Annotated in this window: 17 protein-coding genes; 4 read left to right on the top strand and 13 right to left on the bottom strand. The window is 62.6% G+C overall.

Going from position 1 to position 19,525, the window contains the following annotated elements; genetic code table 11:
• Positions 1-34: 34 nt before the first annotated feature.
• The 5 genes from CDV46_RS26335 to CDV46_RS26355 all read right to left on the bottom strand — a co-directional run bounded on the left by CDV46_RS26335 (position 35) and on the right by CDV46_RS26355 (position 11,346).
• Positions 35-1,261: an ABC transporter substrate-binding protein gene (locus tag CDV46_RS26335; protein WP_087689009.1), complete on the bottom strand. Its 1,227-nt coding sequence runs from the start codon at positions 1,259-1,261 to the stop codon at positions 35-37.
• A gap of 522 nt (positions 1,262-1,783) precedes the next feature.
• Positions 1,784-5,629 carry a DNA translocase FtsK gene (locus CDV46_RS26340; RefSeq protein WP_087726014.1) on the bottom strand — a complete coding sequence of 1,282 codons (3,846 nt, stop codon included), beginning with the start codon at positions 5,627-5,629 and terminating at the stop codon, positions 1,784-1,786.
• 160 nt (positions 5,630-5,789) lie between these two features.
• Positions 5,790-6,812, bottom strand: a complete 1,023-nt coding sequence (locus CDV46_RS26345; RefSeq protein ID WP_087689010.1) for a hypothetical protein — start codon at positions 6,810-6,812, stop codon at positions 5,790-5,792.
• A gap of 437 nt (positions 6,813-7,249) precedes the next feature.
• The gene (locus CDV46_RS26350) at positions 7,250-10,267 is read right to left on the bottom strand and encodes a putative bifunctional diguanylate cyclase/phosphodiesterase (protein ID WP_087689011.1); all 3,018 of its coding nucleotides are present in this window, start codon (positions 10,265-10,267) and stop codon (positions 7,250-7,252) included.
• 224 nt (positions 10,268-10,491) lie between these two features.
• On the bottom strand, positions 10,492-11,346 hold the full coding sequence (locus tag CDV46_RS26355; protein WP_087726015.1) for an N-acyl amino acid synthase FeeM domain-containing protein: 855 nt from the start codon (positions 11,344-11,346) through the stop codon (positions 10,492-10,494).
• Positions 11,347-11,690: 344 nt separating this feature from the next.
• Here CDV46_RS26355 and CDV46_RS26360 point away from each other — a divergent pair, with 344 nt between their 5' ends.
• Both CDV46_RS26360 and CDV46_RS26365 read left to right on the top strand, forming a co-directional pair.
• A complete protein-coding gene (locus CDV46_RS26360; RefSeq protein WP_087726016.1) occupies positions 11,691-12,206 on the top strand; it encodes a MarR family winged helix-turn-helix transcriptional regulator in 516 nt (171 codons plus the stop codon).
• 172 nt (positions 12,207-12,378) lie between these two features.
• On the top strand, positions 12,379-13,917 hold the full coding sequence (locus CDV46_RS26365; protein WP_087689014.1) for an MDR family MFS transporter: 1,539 nt from the start codon (positions 12,379-12,381) through the stop codon (positions 13,915-13,917).
• A gap of 44 nt (positions 13,918-13,961) precedes the next feature.
• Here CDV46_RS26365 and CDV46_RS26370 read toward each other — a convergent pair whose 3' ends face one another.
• Together CDV46_RS26370 and CDV46_RS26375 are read right to left on the bottom strand one after the other, a co-directional pair.
• Complete coding sequence (locus CDV46_RS26370) at positions 13,962-14,537, bottom strand: fasciclin domain-containing protein (protein WP_407668849.1); 576 nt, start codon at positions 14,535-14,537, stop codon at positions 13,962-13,964.
• Between the two features lie 143 nt (positions 14,538-14,680).
• Positions 14,681-15,058 carry a hypothetical protein gene (locus CDV46_RS26375; RefSeq protein ID WP_087726017.1) on the bottom strand — a complete coding sequence of 126 codons (378 nt, stop codon included), beginning with the start codon at positions 15,056-15,058 and terminating at the stop codon, positions 14,681-14,683.
• A 126-nt stretch (positions 15,059-15,184) separates the two neighbouring features.
• Between CDV46_RS26375 and CDV46_RS26380 the strand changes: the two genes are divergently transcribed.
• Positions 15,185-15,574: a nuclear transport factor 2 family protein gene (locus CDV46_RS26380; RefSeq protein WP_087726018.1), complete on the top strand. Its 390-nt coding sequence runs from the start codon at positions 15,185-15,187 to the stop codon at positions 15,572-15,574.
• Positions 15,575-15,619: 45 nt separating this feature from the next.
• On the opposite strand, the gene CDV46_RS26385 is transcribed toward CDV46_RS26380, so the two are convergent.
• Complete coding sequence (locus CDV46_RS26385; protein ID WP_087726019.1) at positions 15,620-15,874, bottom strand: 3-phosphoglycerate dehydrogenase; 255 nt, start codon at positions 15,872-15,874, stop codon at positions 15,620-15,622.
• Positions 15,875-15,969: 95 nt separating this feature from the next.
• Positions 15,970-16,236, bottom strand: coding sequence for a hypothetical protein (locus CDV46_RS26390; RefSeq protein WP_058378874.1), 267 nt, complete (start codon positions 16,234-16,236; stop codon positions 15,970-15,972).
• Between the two features lie 176 nt (positions 16,237-16,412).
• On the opposite strand from CDV46_RS26390, the gene CDV46_RS26395 reads away from it, so the two are divergent.
• Positions 16,413-16,604: a hypothetical protein gene (locus CDV46_RS26395; protein ID WP_058378875.1), complete on the top strand. Its 192-nt coding sequence runs from the start codon at positions 16,413-16,415 to the stop codon at positions 16,602-16,604.
• Positions 16,605-16,745: 141 nt separating this feature from the next.
• Here CDV46_RS26395 and CDV46_RS26400 read toward each other — a convergent pair whose 3' ends face one another.
• The 4 genes from CDV46_RS26400 to CDV46_RS26420 all read right to left on the bottom strand — a co-directional run bounded on the left by CDV46_RS26400 (position 16,746) and on the right by CDV46_RS26420 (position 19,263).
• Positions 16,746-16,940, bottom strand: coding sequence for a hypothetical protein (locus CDV46_RS26400; RefSeq protein WP_058378876.1), 195 nt, complete (start codon positions 16,938-16,940; stop codon positions 16,746-16,748).
• A 338-nt stretch (positions 16,941-17,278) separates the two neighbouring features.
• On the bottom strand, positions 17,279-17,560 hold the full coding sequence (locus CDV46_RS26410; protein ID WP_087689021.1) for a hypothetical protein: 282 nt from the start codon (positions 17,558-17,560) through the stop codon (positions 17,279-17,281).
• Between the two features lie 75 nt (positions 17,561-17,635).
• Positions 17,636-17,848, bottom strand: coding sequence for a cold-shock protein (locus CDV46_RS26415; RefSeq protein ID WP_087726020.1), 213 nt, complete (start codon positions 17,846-17,848; stop codon positions 17,636-17,638).
• 188 nt (positions 17,849-18,036) lie between these two features.
• Positions 18,037-19,263, bottom strand: coding sequence for a GGDEF domain-containing protein (locus CDV46_RS26420; RefSeq protein WP_087726021.1), 1,227 nt, complete (start codon positions 19,261-19,263; stop codon positions 18,037-18,039).
• Positions 19,264-19,525: the final 262 nt, after the last annotated feature.

Genomic DNA, 19,525 nt, shown 5'->3' on the forward strand with positions numbered 1-19,525 from the left:
GCATCTCAGTGCAGCCTGTCGAGCACAGGCGGGCTTACTTGCCAGCCACCTTCTCGCGGACCTTGCTGCCGGCCTTCAGGTCGGTGTCGTAGGCATACACGACGCGGCCGCCCTTCACTTCGCCGAACACCGGAATGTTGGCCGTGATGGCGTCGTGGTCGTCATGCGAGAACGGACGGTCGTAGGTCGTGACCACGCCTTCCACCGGTGCCTTCAGGTCTTCCAGTGCGGCACGTACCTTCGGGCCATCGGTGCCGCCGGCTTGCTTGATGGCAGCAGCCAGCAGGTAGACCGAGTCGTAGCCTTGCGCTGCCGAGACCGCCGAGTCGATGCGGTTGTTCTTCGGCTTGAACATGGCCAGATAGGCGTCGATGAAGGCCTTGCGCTTGGGCGTGTTCGGCTCCTGAATGAACGTCTGCGGCATACGGGCGCCTTCGCCGTTCGCACCCGAGTTGTCGATGTAGTTCGCCATCGCGAGCGTCCAGCTGCCGATGATCGGCAGCTTCCAGCCGAGCTTGGCCATGCCGTTGGCGATCTGCGCCAGTTCCGGGCCAATGCCGTAGGTCAGGATCACGTCGGCGCCGGCCTGTTTGGCCTTGAGCAACTGCGCCGTCATGTCGACGTCCTTGATGTTGAACTTCTCTTCGGCGACCGGCTTGATGCCCTTCGCGGCGAGTGCCTTTTCCAGATCCTCACGGCCGAGCTGACCGTAGTTGGTCGAGTCCGCCAGAATGGCCGGCTTCTTGAAACCACGGCGCGTGATCGCTTCTTCCACGATCATCGGGGCCTGAATGCTGTCCTTGGCGGCGTTACGAAAAACGTAGTTGTCGGGATACTGCGGGGCCTTGAACTGGTCGGTGATCACCGTGCCCGTGGCCACGTTGTTGAACACCGGAATTTTGGCGTCCTGATAAAAACGCTGCGAGGCGAGTGCAACGCCGGTGTTGATGTAACCGACGGTGGCAACGACCTTTTCCTTGTTGATGAGCTCTTGGGCGATTTGCACGCCGCGCTCGTTCTTGGCTTCGTCGTCGCGCTCGACCAGCACGATCTGGCGGCCCAGCACACCGCCCGACTTGTTGATTTCGGCAGCCGCCAGGCGCACGCCGTCACGCATGGACACGCCCATCGACGACGAACCGCCGGTGAACGGCCCGGACACGCCGAGCTTGATCGGGTCGGCGGCGATGGCCAGCGATGCGGTAGTAGCGGAGATGGCGAACGCGACAGCGCCTGCCATGAGCTTGAATCGGAATTGCATAAGGGTCTCCTTCGGTGCGATGCGTTTCGATATGACGCTTTCTTTCGGCGCTTATCCATGTCGCAGGCCCTGCCGTGGGAGGCGCGATTCACGAGTTCGTTCTGACCCCGCCGCACCGCCCCGGTCTTGTAATTTCGTGTCAGGGCGATACCGTAAAGCACGCTTCGAACGACCAACCTAGCGGGCCGATTATGTGACCCCTGAGTTTTGCCCGCAAAGACGGGAATACCCCTACGGTGATGCGGGTTTGCGCGAAGCAAGCCCCATTTCATGCGGGTTTCGAAGGGGTTTTCTTTTGTACGCCATGTACGGCGCGTGTCCGCAAGTCAGAACGGAGTGCGAAAGAATTCGACTCGGATGACGGGTCGTAAGGGAGTTGTAAGCGACGGCGATTAGCAGCGTGCTTTCACAACGTGCGTGAACGCTTTTTTGCACCGGATACGGGCACGAGGGCGAGGTGAGGAGATGTGCGATGCAACAGATGCGCTCACGTAGCGCGCATCTGTTGCAAGATCGGGAAGATCAGTCGGTGCCGCCCGGCGCGAGCACTTCGCGTGTGCCGTTGCGGCCCATCGGCGTGACGAGTCCGGCCGCTTCCATCTGCTCGATGAGACGCGCGGCACGGTTGTAGCCGATGCGCAATTGGCGCTGGACTGCGGAGATCGACGCCCGGCGGGTGTTGAGGACAAAGGCAGCGGCTTCGTCGTACAGCGGGTCGGCCTCGGCGTCGGCAGAGGCCTCGCCGAACAGATCGGCCGAGGCGGCATCGGCAGGATCGCCCGCCAGAATCGCTTCGTCGTATTCCGGTTCGCCGTATTGCTGCCAGTGCTGAACGACCCGATGCACTTCGTCGTCGGCCACGAACGCGCCGTGCACCCGTTGCGGGTAGCCGGTGCCCGGCGGCAGGAACAGCATGTCGCCCTGCCCCAGCAGCGATTCGGCGCCCATCTGGTCGAGAATGGTGCGCGAATCGATCTTCGACGACACCTGAAACGCGACCCGCGTGGGAATGTTGGCCTTGATCAGACCGGTGATGACATCCACCGACGGACGCTGCGTTGCGAGAATCAAGTGAATGCCGGCCGCGCGCGCCTTCTGCGCCAGACGCGCGATCAGCTCTTCGATCTTCTTGCCTGCGACCATCATCAGGTCGGCCAGCTCGTCGATCACCACGACGATGAACGGCAGGCGATCGAGCGGTTCGGGCGCGTCCGGTGTGAGCGAGAACGGGTTGCTGACCTTTTGGCCTGCGGCGTGCGCGTTGGCGATCTTTTCGTTGTAACCGGCCAGATTGCGCACACCCAGTGCGGACATCAGGCGGTAGCGTTTTTCCATCTCGCCGACGCACCAGTTCAGCGCGTGGGCGGCCTGCTTCATGTCGGTCACCACCGGCGCGAGCAGGTGCGGAATACCGCCATAGACCGACAGTTCCAGCATCTTCGGGTCGATCATGATGAGCCGCACGTCGTCCGGTGTCGCCTTGTACAGCAGCGAAAGGATCATGGCGTTGACCGCCACCGACTTGCCCGAACCGGTCGTGCCTGCCACCAGCAAGTGCGGAGCACGTGCCAGATCGGTGACGACGGGCTCACCCGTGATGTCCTTGCCCATCGCCAGCGCAAGGCGCGACGGATGGGCGTCAAATACCGGCGCGGCCAGAATCTCGGACAGGCGGATCATCTGACGCTTGGCGTTGGGCAATTCGAGGCCCATGCACGTCTTGCCCGGAATCGTTTCGACGACACGAATCGACGTCACACCCAATGCGCGCGCCAGATCCTTCATCAACCCGACCACCTGCGCACCGCGCACGCCCACAGCCGGTTCGACTTCGAAGCGCGTAATCACCGGCCCGGCCGATGCACCGACCACCGTCACCGGCACCTTGAATTCGGCCAGCCGTTGTTCGATCAGCTGACTGACGGCCGCGAGCGCTTCTTCGGAGATTTCATGCGCCACATCGGTCACGGCGACCGCGGGCGTCAGCTCGTCAAGCGACGGCAGATCGTAATCGACGGCCACACGCGGCGGGGGTGCTTCGTACGGCGTGTCGTCCGTGAAATTGGCTTGGGGCGGTTCGGCGGGCGGCCGCGCCGCGAAATTCGCAAACGACGGGATGGCGGGTGCCGGCGCAAAGCTCGGCACCACCACTGGCGGAATCGTCGGCGACGCGGCCTGATAAGGGGTATGGGTGACCTGCGGCAACGCTTGCCAGTCGTCGGCGGCGGCATCGTCCACACGATCGACGTCAGGCGGTCCCACGTCAAACGGCGGCTCGCTGTCTGCGTCAGCAGCATCCGTGCGCGCCCAAGTGCCGTCGGCGCGCAAGACGTAATGCGGCTTGTGCTGCGTGTCGCTCAGGTCGTCGTCATCGGGCGGCATGGTGATGTCCGGCGGCGCGACGAGTGCTTCGACGGCACTCCCCTCCCCTTCGAGGGCGGTGTCCGTGTTGATGGTGGTGCTTATGCCGCCAGCGCCGATGTGGTCGTCCCGGTCGTAGGTCGTTTCAACGCTCGCCAATACGTCAGCGAACACGAATGAACGACGCGGCGTGACTGACACCGGCACGGGCAAAGGCGATACCGCGTCTTGTGCCGTGATCGATGCGTCCATCGCCCGCTCGGGTTCAGGCGCAACCGCCTGCTCCACCGGCATCGCCGGCGCGGCTGCCTCATGCGCTACGTCGGCAGGCGGCTGCGGCACGGCGTCCGGCACGCTCTGGGCAATCGCTTGTGGCGCGTCGCCCGACGACCACGAGCGCAGGTCGCGCAGCAGCGCTTCGGCCTCTTCGCGCAAGTCGGCCAGTGCCTGTTGACGCGCCACCTCGGCGGCGCGGGCGGCGACCTCGCGGGCGATCATTTCCGGCGTAGGACCCGGCGGCACCTCGGGGACATCGGGGAGTTCGCTGGACGTGTCGGCCGACGCGATACCGTCGGTATGTGAAAACGACGGCAGCGGTGAAAATTCGGAGAAGTCGGCAGTGATCGGCGTCGCCGCATGCGAAGCCGACCAGGACGCCGCGCCCTGCATGGTGGGTGCGGCGGCGACCGGGGCAGCGATGATTGCCTTCGGCAGCGACGACACTGGCGTGGGCGCAGGGGCGGCCATGGGAGCCGACACGGGTGTCGCCGTTGACGACACTGGCGCCGATGCATCCACCGCGCGCGATCCCGGCAACGCATTGCCCTGACTCACCACCGGCGCCGGTTGAGCGCCACGCGGTGGCATATCTTCTAGACCGAGTTGCGGCTTGCGGAAGGGACTGCGCACGATCGTGCCGCGCAAGTGCGCCGGCGCCGTGCCGACCGGGCGGCGATACGCGGCCGTGCCGGCAATCGACGTGGAGTGCAATGCCGCCTCGGTGGCAGCAACGGACGACGCCGGTGTAACCGCAGCGGTCGCCGTGGTTGTTTTTGCCATCGACGCAGGGGAACGTGTCGCGCCGGGCAATGGTGCCGGACGTCCCTGTCCTTGCCCTTGCGCTTGCGCTTGCGCCCCCGGTTCGGTGCGCACGAATTCCGTCATGCGAAGCGTATCGCCCCGGCTGGTCCCGGCGGCATAGGCACCGCGCGGCAATACCGCTCGGGTACCACCCGCAGCGGTTGGCCGGAACGACGGCTCGGCGCGACCGGCACCGCGCACCGTCGGGGGCGGCGGCTGCATGGCGTCAAGCCGTGCACGCTCTTCGTCGGAAAGTTTCCAGGGCGGTTGCGCCGAGAGTCCACGGCGGCGCGGCACGAGTTCTTCGGTCAGGCTGCCAACGTTGTGATGGCCCTGCCCCACCGTCGGCGTGAAGCGCTCGGCACGCTCGCTGCGATCGACGCGATCACTACGCTCCGGCACGTCGAACGACATTTGCGACAGCCCCCGGGTCGGTTCACTGCGCGTGCCATAGCCGCTCTCGTGACGTGTGTCCGCACGGGAATCACCGCCAAAACCAAAACGGCTGCCAAAATGGCTTCCCAAACGACTGCCGAAACGCGAACCCTGCGGAACGTCGCTCTCCTCATCGTCTTCTGCGCTGCCCGAACCGGTGCGCGCAAACATGCCCCACCAAGTGGTGCCGAAGACAAGCGGGAGGGAGAACAACAGGACAAAGCCGGCGACGCCCATGGCGAGCGTGCCGCCAAGCGTGACTTGCAAAGCGTGGGAGAACGATTGGCCGATGCTGCCACCGGCACTGGGATTGTCGCCGCCGGTCAGTGCGGCAAGCGTCGCGCTCGACACCATGGCGAGCGGAACGCCGAGGAGCATGCGCAGGGTGCCGGGGCCGAAGAGTCGTATCTCACCGCCAAGCAGACCCCGCACGCCAGGCCAGCACAACGCCAGCAACCAAAACGTCGACAGTCCGAACCAGCCAAACCCCATAATCGCTCGTGCTTCAGGAAAACCCGGAGAGCGATTGTAGCAGGTAGACCGTGATGTGGCGGCCTTCTTGGCCCAATTGCGACACGATTATGTCACTGCGGTGACATGGCGGCGGTGCAGCGCGGGAGCCCCCCGCGCCGAACGCCATTCAGACATTGCGTTATTTGTGACCGTGGGTCCCCGTCGGACGGAACGTCGGCGTTGCCGGCACCCCCGCCACGTCGGTGAGCGACGCCGGCACGACATCCCCCGGCACCACCAGACTGAGGTTGCGACGGCGCAGCGAGCGCCAGTCGACCTTGGCGAAAATCTCGTCACCGAGCGCACTCTCGCGAGACAGATTCTCCACGCGAACGCCACGCGAGCGCAGCACTTGCGACGCCTGCCGGAATGACGGCTCGATCAGATCGGCAAATTCCGCGTCGAGGCGCGTCGGTGCGCGCGACTGCATCGTTTCGTAGAAACGCGGCGTCTGTGCGGCATCGCGCAGGTCGACACCATGCAGATACAGTTCGGAGAAACCGAGCCACGTCGCCACTTGCAGCGCGAAGTAAGCCACCGTGCCACCGTGGAAGAATCCGTTGTCGATGTCGAAGCTGTAGCCCAGATGGCCATCGTCGCCGAAGAACGCGGCACTGGCGGCCACGCGCGGGTCGGCGCGCAAGGCGGCAGGCGTGCGCACCGCTTCCATGCCGCGCTTGAAGATGTCATCGACCAAATAGAAGCGACAGCCGAATGCCGACATCGGATAGGTTTCGAGCAGACGGGCCAACACCACCGGCGTGACGAACAGCACGAGGTCGCGCGCCACGATGCGGCGCGCCAGATCCGGACGCTGGCGCACAAACCCCGCATCCAGCAGGCAGTAGTAATTGAATTTCACCGGTGCGCGGTCGACCAGCGCAATCGCCCCGTTCACGCCCATAACGTGATGCATCGGCAGCGCGTTGTAGTCAATGTCGGCCACCGACGGGCCGCTCGCGACGATGTGGCAAGGCAGCCGGCGCAGTTGCTGCAACTCGGCGCGGCGCGCCAGCGGCACGTTGCGGCCCCGCCACGTGAAGCGCTCGATAACACCTGTCGCGTCGCGCACGATCTGCGCGTGCGGCCACAGGCGCTCGTTGTGCCGCCACTTCGCGGCATGGCTGTGACGGTACAGAAGTTTGAGCAGTGTCGAAATCATTGTCGTTTTTTTGGTTAGGTCTACTAGTCGCGCCGCGCACATCTCGTGGATGTACATGGTCCTAACCCCGTTGCCTCTCGCGCGTCGATCGTGTCGCCAATCGCCGGTGCCGTCCTACTCCGCGCTCACCCCCGCCCGCAGAAACCGCCACCGATGAACCGGATTTGTCTCCGGTCGCGTCGATGAACAAATTCTGCCACCCGTTCTTTACGCGGGACAAGATTTATCCCAAGTGGAATTCTTACGACGAGTTACGTCCTGATGACGATTTTGTGGAGGTCACTTGACAGCGCAAAGCCCCATTCTGCCGGGCTTGCGCGGAAATCGACACGTTCAGATAGGCGCCGAAATGAAACTTCGCGGAAATAAATCATTGCGCGGAATACGTGCAATCCGGCAGGCAGAAATACTTCATACGACCGTAGGGGGAACAGACCCTAGTGCAGCGCAGTGCTGCCGCGCTCGCTCGGGTAGTAGGCCTGACCCAGCTCGACGAGCAAGGCGGCCAGTTGCGGGTCGCGCACGAAACTCGCGGCCGATTCGGCGGCAAGTATCGCCTCTGGCGTCTGCGGACGTGCAATCAGGAAGCCCTGCACGTAGTCGACGCCCAGCTCGGAGAGTGCTTCGAGCGTGGCGGCATCTTCCACCCATTCGGCCACGCTGCGAATGCCGAGATTCTTGGCCAGCGCCACGATCGCCTCGACGATGGCCAGATTGGCCGGGTGAGCCGCCATGCTCTTGACGAAGGCACCGTCGATTTTGATCGCGTCGACGGCCAGATCCTTGAGATACGAGAAAGAACTGAAGCCCGCGCCAAAGTCATCGAGCGCGATGCGCCCGCCCATCTGGTGGATGCGGTCGACAAAGCGGCGCGTATTGTCCAGATCGTGGAGCGCCACGGTCTCGGTAATCTCGATGCACAACAGACCGACTGCTCGCTCGTGGGCCGCCAGCGTCGCAAAAATATCGCGAATGAAATGCTCGTCGTTGAGTGATGCGCCTGACAAGTTCACGCACACGAACTGTGTCTTTGACAGCCGCTCACGGTGCGAGTCGATCCACGTGAGCGTGTTCGTGAGCACCCATTTGTCGATCATGCCGATCGTGCCGTTCTCTTCCGCCGCGCTGATGATGCGTGAGGCCGGCACGATATTGCCCTCGCCGTCGCGCATGCGCAGCAGCACCTCGAAGTTGAGCGAGCCGCTGGGCGCAGCCATCTCCATGATCGGCTGCATTTCCAGAAAGAGCGTGTTGGGCGTCAAGCCCGCATCCAAGGCGTCGATGAGGCGCAATTCGGCCAACCGCTCGCGAAACGCCGCTGCGCCGCGCTCGTAGACCACCAATTCACGCCGGCTCTTCTTGGCTTCGCGGCAAGCACGGTCTGCCGACGAAATCGCGTCGGGCACACGCATGTCGGTGGTCAGCTCGATCACCCCTGCCGACGCGCGTACCTGAAACGCGCGCTCGCCAATCTGGTACGGCTCGCCGGCAATCGCGTCGACCAGCCGGCGCGCCACGGCGGCCGCTTCCTTGATGGTGGCGTCGCGAAACACCACGATGAATTCGTCGCCACCGGTTCGCCCGACACTCTGGTCGGCCGACAGGCGCGAGCGCATCCGGTCGCATGCCTGACGCAAGACTTCATCGCCGGACGCATGGCCGAACAAATCGTTGACGAGCTTAAAGCGGTCCAGATCAAGATAGGCCAGCGCCGCGGGGCGAGCGTCCGAGAGCGTGCGAATCGCCTCGCCCAGCGACTTCTCGATGCCGCGCCGGTTCGAGACACCGGTGAGCGGGTCGTTCTCGGCCAAATATCGCAATTGCTCCATCGTCCGCGCGCGCTCGGTGATGTCTTGCAACGAGCCCTCGATCCGACTGTCCGCGAAGATCGCCTTGACCAGATATCGGCTCGTACGGCCGTCGTCGCGCGGCAACGACAGGATTTCCAGCTCCGATTCGTCGCTATGCTGCGCAACGTCGAGCAACATGCGCCAGGTGTTCTGGCCGAAGAACTGATCCCAGCGGTACGTGCGGCCCTCGGTGCCCGGAATACCGAGCATCGTATGCAGCGCGGCATTGCCCCGCACGAACGTGCCCTGATCGTTGAGCGTGAAGAGACCGACCGGCGTCACGTCGTACGCATTGCGCAGTTCTGCCTGCGCTTCCAGCTTGCCCTGATGCTCGGCGCGCATCTGCTCGGCAATCGCCAGCGCCGCCATCAGACTCGAGAACAGCGCCGCCGTCACGCTGTTGAGCGCGGTCGACAGGGCCCGCGCGTTGAACGCAGCGGCAATCACTTCGGAGAAGGTCGCAAAGAGCACGATGGCCAGCGACGCGCTGTACCAGATCGCGACCCGCGAGCGTGTGGCCACGAGAATGCGCACCAGCAGGAACAGCACAATCGCGATACCGAGCGCCGCCACCGCCCACAGCACGGGGATGAAGTGCGCATACGGCAGCGCGATGGCCGCGCAGCAAAGCACGACACCCGCCCACTGAAGAATCATCACGAGCCACTTCATGCCGACGCGGCGCAACTCTCGCTTGAAGAGTTGCGTGAAGAGCGAATACGTGAGGACGTAATAGATGGCGAATGTCGCCTTGCGCACCAGCGCGTCCCACTCGGTGGGAATAGCGCGCTCCAGCCATTGCGTGTCGGCCCCGAGCGAGTTCGCGGCAAGACGCAAGTTGCCGATCAACCACGCCGCAAACAGCACGTACAGCCATTCCTTGTTGATGATGGCCGTGACGAGCACGAACGCCGAGAGCGTCAGCAAGCCGCCTTCGAGCAGCCCGTTACTGCGATGGAATTCCTTCTCGGAGATACGAAGTTCACTGGCTGGCCACGCGACGAGCGACAGATGAGCCGGGCCCGAGAAAGTGCCTTCGCAAAGCAGCGTGACTGGCGCGGTCAATGGTCCCAAATCGATGGCGAAACCGGCCTTCGACACACGAAACGCGCCACTCACATCGCTGCGATCGGCGCGGCCGATGGCCGGGGCGTCCGGATTGCGCCAGCAGGCCAACGTCTGCGCGTGGCGTGAAGGGAATTCGATGACGGTGTGTTGCGCGTCGTCTACCGGTGGCACGGTGACGCGAAACCATACCGGCGTCTCAGACAGATGCGTGCTGTATTGATCGACGTTCGGTGTGCGCTCAAGCGCGCTCTGCACCATCGGCGGCGCCAACGTCGCGGGCAGATCGCCCAGTGCCTGGAAAGCGAGCGGCGTCGCGCCGCGCACGGCATATTGACTGTCCTGAAACAGCAACACGATGCCCGAGACCAGCATGATCGCGACGGGCACGGCATACAGCGATACGGTGCGAAACAGTTCGTCGAGACGCGCCGTCACGCGCCAACGCCGCCGCGGGCTGCCAAAATTGGCCAGCTCGTCGGCAAGATCGTTCGCATTGTGGCCGTGATTGTCACGCTCGTTGCCGAGATCCCCCGCCATATGCCTTTTGTGCCCTTATTTCGTTAGTCGCCCCCGCGTGGTACGCCGGGCAAGGCGAACCCCAGAGGGGCCCGTCTTGCCGGCCGGGTGGGCCCCTGTCCCATGCCAAGCCCTGGATAGGGCCGGCACGGGCAGGCGTCTCACACCCGTACTGCTCGTCACCGCCGGCAGGTTCGACATCGCGTCGTTCACACGCCGGGGCAACGTTAGTTGAAATAACGGCATTACACCGCCAGGCTGTAGCCTGCTGGTACGCATCCTACCGCGTCGGCACCAAAAGATAAATCCCGCAAATGCGCGCCAACACTGGCTTCGCCCGGTGCTGACCGGTCAAACGCGACCGGTGCATCCATGGCAGGCATGCCCAGACGCAAGTCCGGATGATGCGTCAGGCACATATAGCCGAACAACGGATGGCCTGCCGCTTGCCAGCGCGTGCGGGCATTGGCGACATCCAGCGCCAGCACACGGTGACCGATGCCGCCCACATGCGCCATCGGAATGAGCGCCTGCGACGGGAACACATCGACGAACATCAGCGCTTCGTACTGACGATGCAACGGCGGACGCGCGGTGATCACCATCCAGTCGATACGCGAAAGCAGGCAGTACTGATAGAACGCCTTGAAGAGCGCGGTCTTCACTGCCCGGCCCACCGGGCCCGCCACCACACCCAGACGGGTCGCTTCGGCGAGTGCTGCATCGCCGAGCCAGTCCGGCAACGGTGCCGAGTCCTCCAGATGCAACGCCTGATAGCGGTTGGTCTGGATGCGCATCGTGCCGATGACCGCACCGTCCAGACGGGCACGGGCCACGAGCACGATGGAGCCGGGTTCGCGATCGCTCGTCTCGGGCTCGCTCAGCGTCGCGGCCAGATCCGGGAGATGGCGGCCGTAAGCCGCCTGACGCATGGCGACGGCATCGCGCAGTCCGGATTCGTCACTGGCGATGGTGACGATGAACGGCAGCGATTCTTCGCGCAAATCCGCCTGATTGGCGAAGTTCGCCGCTCCCCGGACGGGGAAATTGTCGACTTCGGTGATGGAGAGGACGTCGGAAGCTTGTGAAAGGTCAAACATAATTGACACTCCTTAGGGTCAAGAAAGGGCTAGGTGCCACGCTATGGCGGTCGCGCCTAACGCATCGCACCATTCCTTTCTTGTTCCGCCGAAGCAATGTGTCAAGTGCTTATTTCCTTACACTTTTTACTTTTACTGCGGTTGAGCGCAACGCCGCGCAGCCGCCACCCGCGGAATGCCCGTCGCGCCGGGCAAAACCCGCGAAACGTCCCATGAACGGCCCCGCCGTTCCGTCCGCATGTCACCTATTTGCCACAGTTGCCGTCCTAAGAGAGACTCTGGCAAAATGATAAACCTGTTTACTAATTTGTCTGCCGGCGAAGCCTCGCCGGCGCACGTCCGCCATGCCGAAAATCGATTGGTCGTCCCGCTTCGGCACGCTCGTCCATGACGTGGCCCGGGTGCACTCGCGTTTGTTCGACCGGCGCGCCCGAGGCAATTTCGATCTCACCCGTGCGCAATGCCGCGTGCTGGTGATGCTGCACCGCTACGGTGTACAGACCCAGGCCGAACTGGCCGAACGCATGGAGTTGACGCCCATGGCACTCGTCAGACTGCTCGACCGGCTCAGGGAAAAGGAATTGGTGCGTCGTGAACGCGACCCCAACGACAAGCGCGCTCACCTGCTGTATCTGACCGAGGCGTCGGAAGCCAAGATCGACACGATCGTCGCCTTCGCCGGCATGGTCGAGCGCGACGCGATGGCCGACCTCACCCCGGCGGAACGCGCCGAACTCTCGCGCCTGCTCGGCAAAGTGCTGACCAACCTGACGCGCGCGGAGGCGGCCTGCCCGCCCACATCGCCCGTGCCGAAACGCACGGATCGCACTGACCACACTGACGACGAAACAACGGAATAAGGATTCTTTAAGGAGTTTTGAGAAACCGTGAAGGAGACAGCGCGCCGATGACCTGACGTCGGCGGGCAAGCGCACTGCCAGACGGCCGCTCCCGGCGAACACCCTTGGGACGACGGCAACACGCAGTGCGACAACAACAATAGGTTCGAAGCATTCCACCCGAGGTAATACCGTGTCTTCCCCGCAAAGCGCCGGCGACGCCAACAAGCATCGCGCGCTGGTCAGTATTTCCGTCATGCTCGCGACGGTGCTGCAAACGCTCGACAGCACCATCGCCAACGTTGCCCTGCCCCACATGCAAGGCAGCCTTTCCGCCTCACAGGACTCGATCACCTGGGTACTGACGTCGTATATCGTCGCGGCCGCCATTGCCACGCCGCTCACCGGTGCGCTCTGTGCACGCTTCGGTCGACGCCGGGTGTTTCTGTGGTCAGTCGCCGGCTTCACCATCGCGTCTGCGCTATGCGGTATGGCGCATTCGCTCACGGAAATCGTGGCGGCGCGCCTGTTTCAGGGCATCTGCGGGGCAGCACTCGTCCCGCTATCGCAAGCGACCATGCTCGACATCAATCCACCGCACAAACACGGCTCGGCGATGGCGGTATTCGGCATGGGGGTGATGGTCGGACCGATTCTCGGCCCGTCGCTCGGCGGCTGGCTGACCGACAGCTACAACTGGCGCTGGGTGTTCTACATCAACCTGCCGATCGGGTTGATCGCGTTTCTCGGCATCGCCGCGTATCTGAAAGAGCCACCCGAAGCGAAGGCCGGAAAATTCGATGCGCTGGGTTTCGTCACACTCGGGCTGGCGATTGGGCTACTGCAATTGCTGCTCGACCGGGGTGAACAGCAAGACTGGCTGAATTCGACCGAGATCTGGCTGGAGATGCTCGGCGCGATCATCTGCTTCGCCTATTTCATCGTGCACACGTGGACCGCCGACGAGAACTCGTTCTTCAACCGGGCCTTGCTGCGCGACCGCAACTTCAATACCGGCATCATCTACATCTTCGTCGTCGGGATCATTCTTTACGCCACGCGCGCGTTGCTCCCGCCGATGCTGCAAAGCCTGTTCGGCTATCCGGCCATTCTGACCGGGCTGGTCACGGCGCCGTCCGGCGCGGGCACGATGGCCGCGATGCTGATCGTCGGGCGCCTCGTGGGCAAAGTGGACGTGCGTTATCTGCTCGGGTTCGGCTTCGCGCTCACCGCCTATTCGCTTTACATGATGGCCGGGTACACGACGACACTCAGTCCGTCGGACATCGTCTGGCCGGGCGTCATTCAGGGCTTCGGGCTGGGGTTCGTGTTCGTGCCGCTCACCACTGTCACGTTCGCGACGCTACCGGGCGCACTGCGCGCCGACGGGGCGGCGATTTACAGCCTGTCGCGCAACATCGGCAGCAGTATCGGTATTTCTGTCGTGCAGACGCTGCTCACGCAAAACACGCAGGTCAATCACGCGGTGCTCTCCGAACACATCACACCGTTCACACAGGGACTGGAATCGTACGCACAAACGTATGGATCGGCGGCCATCGCCGCCCTCAATGCCGAAGTCACCCGGCAGGCGGCGATGATCGCCTATCTGGATGACTTCAAGCTGATGATGATTCTCACGCTGCTGGTCATGCCGCTATTGCTGTTTATTCGCATGAAGAAGAAGCAGCCGGGCGAAGTCGAGGAAATGGTGCACGTGGCGGCAGATTGAGCGAAACCGCTTCGATCACGTGCGCCTGCATTAGGGCATCTACATCAGGGCATCAACACCTTGTCGACCACGTGAATCACGCCGTTCGATTGCATGACGTTGCCGATGGTGACATTGGCGACACCGCCTTTATCGTCGGTTACGGTCAGGTGATTGCCTTGTTGCATGACGGTAAGCGAGTCGCCTTCCACCGTCTTGAGCGTCGCGCGGCCACCGCCGTCGCTCACGGCTTTCATCAGATCCTGTGCAGTAAGACGGCCGGCCACGACGTGATACGTGAGGACTTTGTCGAGCGTCGGTTTGTTTTCAGGCTTGAGCAGCGTGTCGACGGTGCCGGCGGGCAGTGCCGCAAAGGCTTCGTTGGTCGGCGCAAAGACGGTAAAGGGGCCGGGACCGGAGAGCGTGTCGACCAGCCCGCCCGCCTTGACTGCGGCAACTAACGTCGTGTGATCTTTCGAATTGACGGCGTTCTGGATGATGTTCTTCGACGGGTACATTGCCGCCCCGCCCACCATGACCGTCTTCTCACCATCCATCGCGGCGGACGCCACAGACACCATGGCGGCCTGCCCGCCCATGACCACGGCAATCGCGAGCACAACACCGGAAAATCCGGACATTTGACGTGTTTTCATTCTTTCACCCGATTCATGGCGCTTCGCAAGTTGGAAGCACTCAGACATACGAGTGGGAATGAATGGCGGATGCGTCGCCTGAAAGAAAAGACTCGCGTGTGCCGGAACGTGTCCGGGTACGCCTGAGATTATGTCTTCTTCCGGGTCGCGCGGCGCTTGCGCGGTTTGGGCTCGACGCCGATGCGGGCATCGCCCGCGAGTACCAGCGCAGTCATGGTGTGTGCGACGGCTTCGAACGCCGGGTCCGATTGCGGCACGTAAAGCCATTTGCCCAACACCGGATGAGGTTGCAACGCGGGAATCTCTGCCATCAACGAAGCGTGATGGGCCTGCGAAGTACAGACCAGCAAGCCGTCCCACGGCGAATCGCGATCAGCGGCGATCAGACAGAGCAAACCTCCCACATAAGCAGCGTCGCTGCCGAACATTCGCTTGTGAATGAACGTCTCGTCTCGCTCGAAAGCATCGAATATCCAGAGCAGCGAATTACGCACGGACGATGGCATAGCGAATACCGGGGAATGAAATGAGGTCAGGATACGGGGATAAACCGAAGTGTATGGGATTCAACGCTAGAATCGCCGCATATCGCCAAATCCACACCTTACCGCGCTTGCGCTGCCCATCACGCCATGACTGATACCCGCCGCGATCGACTGGCTGTAGAGGAAGCAGAACACACGCTTGCACGCGCGCATCTCGACCTAGCGACCGGGCTCGACGTCATCGAGTCGCTGCTGCATCCCGATTACGTCATCATTCAACCGGGCGGCGTGATCGAGACGAAAACCGATGTGCTGGCGTCTTATCGCACCGGCACACGGCATTGGGATACCGCGCAAGTCGATCAGCTTCGCTCGACGCAATACGGCGCGACGATCATCGTCGTCGGCCGCTGGTGCGCGAGCGGGTATAACGGGGCAACGTGGTTTGATTATCAGGCGAGGTTTGCGTCGGTCTGGATCAAGACCGGTAGCCGCTGGCAGAACATCACCTACCAGTCGACGGAAATCACCGTTTAGGCCGCCCAAACGCTTCCGAACACTTCGGATGCCGCCCGCAGTCCACTATGGCGACGAAGTGGCGGCTTGTGCGCGATGCGCGGCAGCAATATACGCCAACCCCGCCGCACTGAGCGCGATCTCGGCGACGCCGCCGGGCGTATGAATCCGGATGAGATACCCTCGCGCGTTGGCCTCTTCCCAGACGGGTAAGCGCGGGCAAGATGTACGCCACGCCTCCATGATCTCGGCATAAGGCTTCCCCGCCGGCCCGATCCACTCCAGCAGGTCGAGGATCAACGGTTCGATCGATGCGTCCATGATCACCTCCAGAATCCCGGCGATATCCAATGCCGGTGAAGTCAGTCGGGCAGGTGCAGCGTCTGGCAGGCGGGCTTTGCCGCGAAAGCTGCGCGTTACTTAAACACGCCGGCCCGGGCATCCTGCTCGAATTGGGTGGTCCACGTGGCCTCGCCGACCGATGAGCGGTAATGCCGGATTCGGCGCATGCCGCTCACATAGACATCGTGAATAGCCTGCGCAAGCGCGCCTTCGCCCGAATAGCTGGTTTCTACCGTCACGATCAGGCGCTTCACGTTAATGCCACTGGCGAGACACGCGGCGAGAAACCGCTCGCGCTGCTCTTCAGGAAGCGCCTCGATCCCCTGGTTTTTCCGATCCATCCTGATCTCCCAGCGCTGTTAAGCATGCCGCGCGCATTGCGCCACACGATAAAGACGTTTCAAAACATTCTGATGCCGAACCCTGTTGCTTGTTTAGCTATCGGCGTTAAAGATTTCGAGCAATGCGGCGTCATAGCGCGCATACTCGATAAAACGGCGGCATCAGGAGAAAAACCATGCTTTCGCTCACCAAACAAGCCATTGCGGCCGCACTTCAATTAATTGCGAAGGGAAGCGACACACCACCTGACGCGGTCATCGACGCGCTACTCGCCCGCGAACTGGTTCGCCGGGTTGGCAAACGCCTGGAAGTGACGCCGTACGGTAAATCCTACTGCCGATCGATGTACACCCCGGCGTGGCACTGAGCGCCTGAACTGAGCACTTGAAATGCGTTTAGCGGGCACGTATGCCCGCTAAATGTCATTCAGATGCCCCAACATTACTGGCTGGTATTGCACCGCCAGTCGACCGGGCAAGTGTGCCCCGACACCCCGGGGCGAATCCGCTTAACGCCAGGCGGGTGCGCGCTCCGAGCGGCAATACGACCGCCCAAACTGGGTGAGTTCCAGCCGTTCGCCAACACGGCAAATCAGCTCTCGCGCAAGTAGCGCATTGATCACAGCTTCGGAGGGACGCGTCTGTCCGGTATCGGAAATGCGTTGAATGGCGGCCACAATGGCTTGCTTCGAAAGGGTCAGCATTCTTGAATCCTCAGCGGTCGGTCAATGACAATGATCGACGATCACGGATGGTTCGTTGTGCTCGTGCGATTTGATACTGGCCGCAATCGATCACGCAGGATCGCGCAGCGTTACTGAATATTCACGGCATTCAAGGCCCACGCGTTAGCGGGAACCGGCAACCAGCTCGCCATCCGCGAGCGCTGCATCAGGTCGCAGGCGGCGCCACGGTAGGCACGGTAGCGCAATCTCATGACAAACGTGATCGCGGCGACGGAAAAAAACCGGGTTCGGTCCGGAGGAAGGTAGTCCGCATACAAAAACCAGCTAGGTGACGCATGCATGTCGACCTCACAAGGTCAGAGGGCTTTGGCGCCACTCTCAACCAGATTATCTACCAGCCCCTGAGCGTATTTATTCCCGGCGCGCCGCGCTTCTCCAATCGAGTCGAACGGAAGGCTCCTCAGTTGGAATGTCTTGGATTCCCCGGAGTATGCGAGATCCTCGATCATCGCACGGGTAAGCCTCACGGAAACGCCGAAAGTCCGGTCATGCTTTCGCGATGTCGAATCGGGATCCTGTGCGCGGAACACGAACGTTTCCAGACGGAAACCCTTATAAAACGGAGTGACGTAGGCCATATTGCCCTCGACGACCGCCGCACTTTCCCCGGCGTCGAGTGCGCGCCCGGGCCAGCACAACGAAAGGAAATGAGATCAGGAGGGTCTGATATTGGAAGCCAGCAACCCCTTCGGACCGCGGGTGATGTCGAAGGACACCTTTTGATTCTCGCTGAGGGATCGGAATCCGTCGCCCTGATCGGATTTGATTTCCGAAAAGTGCGCGAAGAGGTCTTCTCCCCCCTCGTCCGGCGTGATGAATCCGAAACCCTTGCTGTCGTTAAACCACTTTACAGTACCGGTGCTCATGTGAACTCCCAGTTCTCCCGACGTGCTGCCATCGCAGTGCGCGCGGCTGGGCATCGGTGCCGGACAACCAAGAAATTCAGAGATCGGTAGTGTCTCGCAAAGATCGTAGGATCGACGCTCGATAAACGTCAGACTTGATGTTCGATCCATCACTTATACGCGGTTATCGGGGGCGCCGCAATGCTTTTCTACCCCGCTGCGCGCAAGGGCGTACGCGCTTCCGTCATCGTTATTGACGTCTCTGGCGTATATCGCACGCAACGGTTTCGACCCGCCGCTTTGGCCTGATAAAGCGCGCGATCGGCACGCTGCACGAGTGACGACAACTCGCCGCGCGAGCGCTCGTCGCAGGCCACCCCGATACTCACCGTTGCCGCCACCGCTTCACCCTGTACCGTGCGTCCCGCCCGCTCGAACGCCTCGCGTACCCGCTCGGCAATGGTCAGCGCCTCCGTCACACCCACGCCCGGCAAAAACAGGGCGAATTCCTCTCCGCCGTACCGCCCGAAGATGTCGTCCGCCCGGAGCTGCTGCGACGCCGTGCGCGCGAACAGCAGCAACACGGTGTCCCCGAACGGGTGACCGTAAGTGTCGTTGATGCGCTTGAAATGATCGAGATCCAGCAGCAACAATGCCACCGGCGCGCGCGCGGTCCCGTGGCGGCGCATTTGCTCACGAGCGAGCCGGGTGAATTCGGGGCGATTGAACGCCTGTGTGAGCCCGTCGCGCGTCGCCGCCCGGTGCAAGGCGATTTCCGACCGCTCTTTGCCGAGCGACACCATCAGGAAACTCGCCACAACGATCAGCACGAGCATCTCGGTCGTCGCCACCTGCGCCCCGAACCACGTCAAAAACCAGGTATCGGCCGGCCCGAACCAGACCAGCGCCACCGCCCGCGCGGTGTAAAAGCTGCCGTGCAATACCGCCACCACCGCAAGCACGATGCTGCTCGGCAGCCGCATGCCCGAGGCCTGCCAGAACTCCTTGGCCGCCATCAGGCTGTACATCGCGAGCAGGGAAAAGAACAAGGCGCCGCCGCTCCACGCGTCGAGCGGACGCGCAAACAGCCAAGTCCCCCACAGCAACACCGCCGGACCGCCGAACACGGCCACCCACTGCACGCTGCGTCCGTAAAAGCGTCGCGCCCCGCTCCAGACCATGGCAAACGCCAGTGTGGCAACCGCATTCCCCAGCGGATAAAGCACGGCCAATCGGCCGCTTCGCGCGGCCAGCAAATAGAGAACGGGAGAGAACGTCGCGAGCAGGAACGCCAGACTCCACCAGCGCGGAGACTCGGCCTCGTCGCGACGCAAGGCATCGAGCATGAACAGAATGCCCGTCGCGATACTCAGCAAGAAAGTGACGAATTGCAGCGTTGGCAAGTCCAACGCAGGCAACGACAACCCCAGAGCCATAGCTCCATTCCCCCGTGTGCGCTGCCCGCCGGGCAACTAGCCCTTACGCGTATCAGTCGCGCGGATTGAAGGCGCGGGGGAGGCGGCAAATCGCTTGTGCACCGCCTGAGATTCGGATTGGTAAGTACCGCAGTCGCTTGCGCACCCCGTTTGGCGCACCGTCTGGCCGCCCCGGTTCGGCCATCGGTTTCTCTACAGGTCTTCCGTCGCCCTGGCCCAGCCGGCCGTGGCTTGACACGCACTTCCCTGAACACACCGTCAA

Origin of the sequence: Pandoraea sp. PE-S2T-3 (assembly GCF_002179965.1) — a bacterium.
In the GTDB taxonomy this organism is placed as follows: domain Bacteria; phylum Pseudomonadota; class Gammaproteobacteria; order Burkholderiales; family Burkholderiaceae; genus Pandoraea.

Excerpts from the sequence above, each read along its gene's own strand:
- CDV46_RS26345 (WP_087689010.1), bottom strand. The coding sequence starts at position 6,812 with ATGATTTCGACACTGCTCAAACTTCTGTACCGTCACAGCCATGCCGCG.
- CDV46_RS26390 (WP_058378874.1), bottom strand. The coding sequence starts at position 16,236 with ATGGATCGGAAAAACCAGGGGATCGAGGCGCTTCCTGAAGAGCAGCGC.
- CDV46_RS26415 (WP_087726020.1), bottom strand. The coding sequence starts at position 17,848 with ATGAGCACCGGTACTGTAAAGTGGTTTAACGACAGCAAGGGTTTCGGA.
- CDV46_RS26375 (WP_087726017.1), bottom strand. The coding sequence starts at position 15,058 with ATGCCATCGTCCGTGCGTAATTCGCTGCTCTGGATATTCGATGCTTTC.
- CDV46_RS26340 (WP_087726014.1), bottom strand. The coding sequence starts at position 5,629 with ATGGGGTTTGGCTGGTTCGGACTGTCGACGTTTTGGTTGCTGGCGTTG.
- CDV46_RS26380 (WP_087726018.1), top strand. The coding sequence starts at position 15,185 with ATGACTGATACCCGCCGCGATCGACTGGCTGTAGAGGAAGCAGAACAC.
- CDV46_RS26400 (WP_058378876.1), bottom strand. The coding sequence starts at position 16,940 with ATGCTGACCCTTTCGAAGCAAGCCATTGTGGCCGCCATTCAACGCATT.
- CDV46_RS26370 (WP_407668849.1), bottom strand. The coding sequence starts at position 14,537 with ATGTCCGGATTTTCCGGTGTTGTGCTCGCGATTGCCGTGGTCATGGGC.
- CDV46_RS26335 (WP_087689009.1), bottom strand. The coding sequence starts at position 1,261 with ATGCAATTCCGATTCAAGCTCATGGCAGGCGCTGTCGCGTTCGCCATC.
- CDV46_RS26385 (WP_087726019.1), bottom strand. The coding sequence starts at position 15,874 with ATGGACGCATCGATCGAACCGTTGATCCTCGACCTGCTGGAGTGGATC.
- CDV46_RS26420 (WP_087726021.1), bottom strand. The coding sequence starts at position 19,263 with ATGGCTCTGGGGTTGTCGTTGCCTGCGTTGGACTTGCCAACGCTGCAA.
- CDV46_RS26395 (WP_058378875.1), top strand. The coding sequence starts at position 16,413 with ATGCTTTCGCTCACCAAACAAGCCATTGCGGCCGCACTTCAATTAATT.
- CDV46_RS26350 (WP_087689011.1), bottom strand. The coding sequence starts at position 10,267 with ATGGCGGGGGATCTCGGCAACGAGCGTGACAATCACGGCCACAATGCG.
- CDV46_RS26410 (WP_087689021.1), bottom strand. The coding sequence starts at position 17,560 with ATGGCCTACGTCACTCCGTTTTATAAGGGTTTCCGTCTGGAAACGTTC.
- CDV46_RS26360 (WP_087726016.1), top strand. The coding sequence starts at position 11,691 with ATGCCGAAAATCGATTGGTCGTCCCGCTTCGGCACGCTCGTCCATGAC.
- CDV46_RS26355 (WP_087726015.1), bottom strand. The coding sequence starts at position 11,346 with ATGTTTGACCTTTCACAAGCTTCCGACGTCCTCTCCATCACCGAAGTC.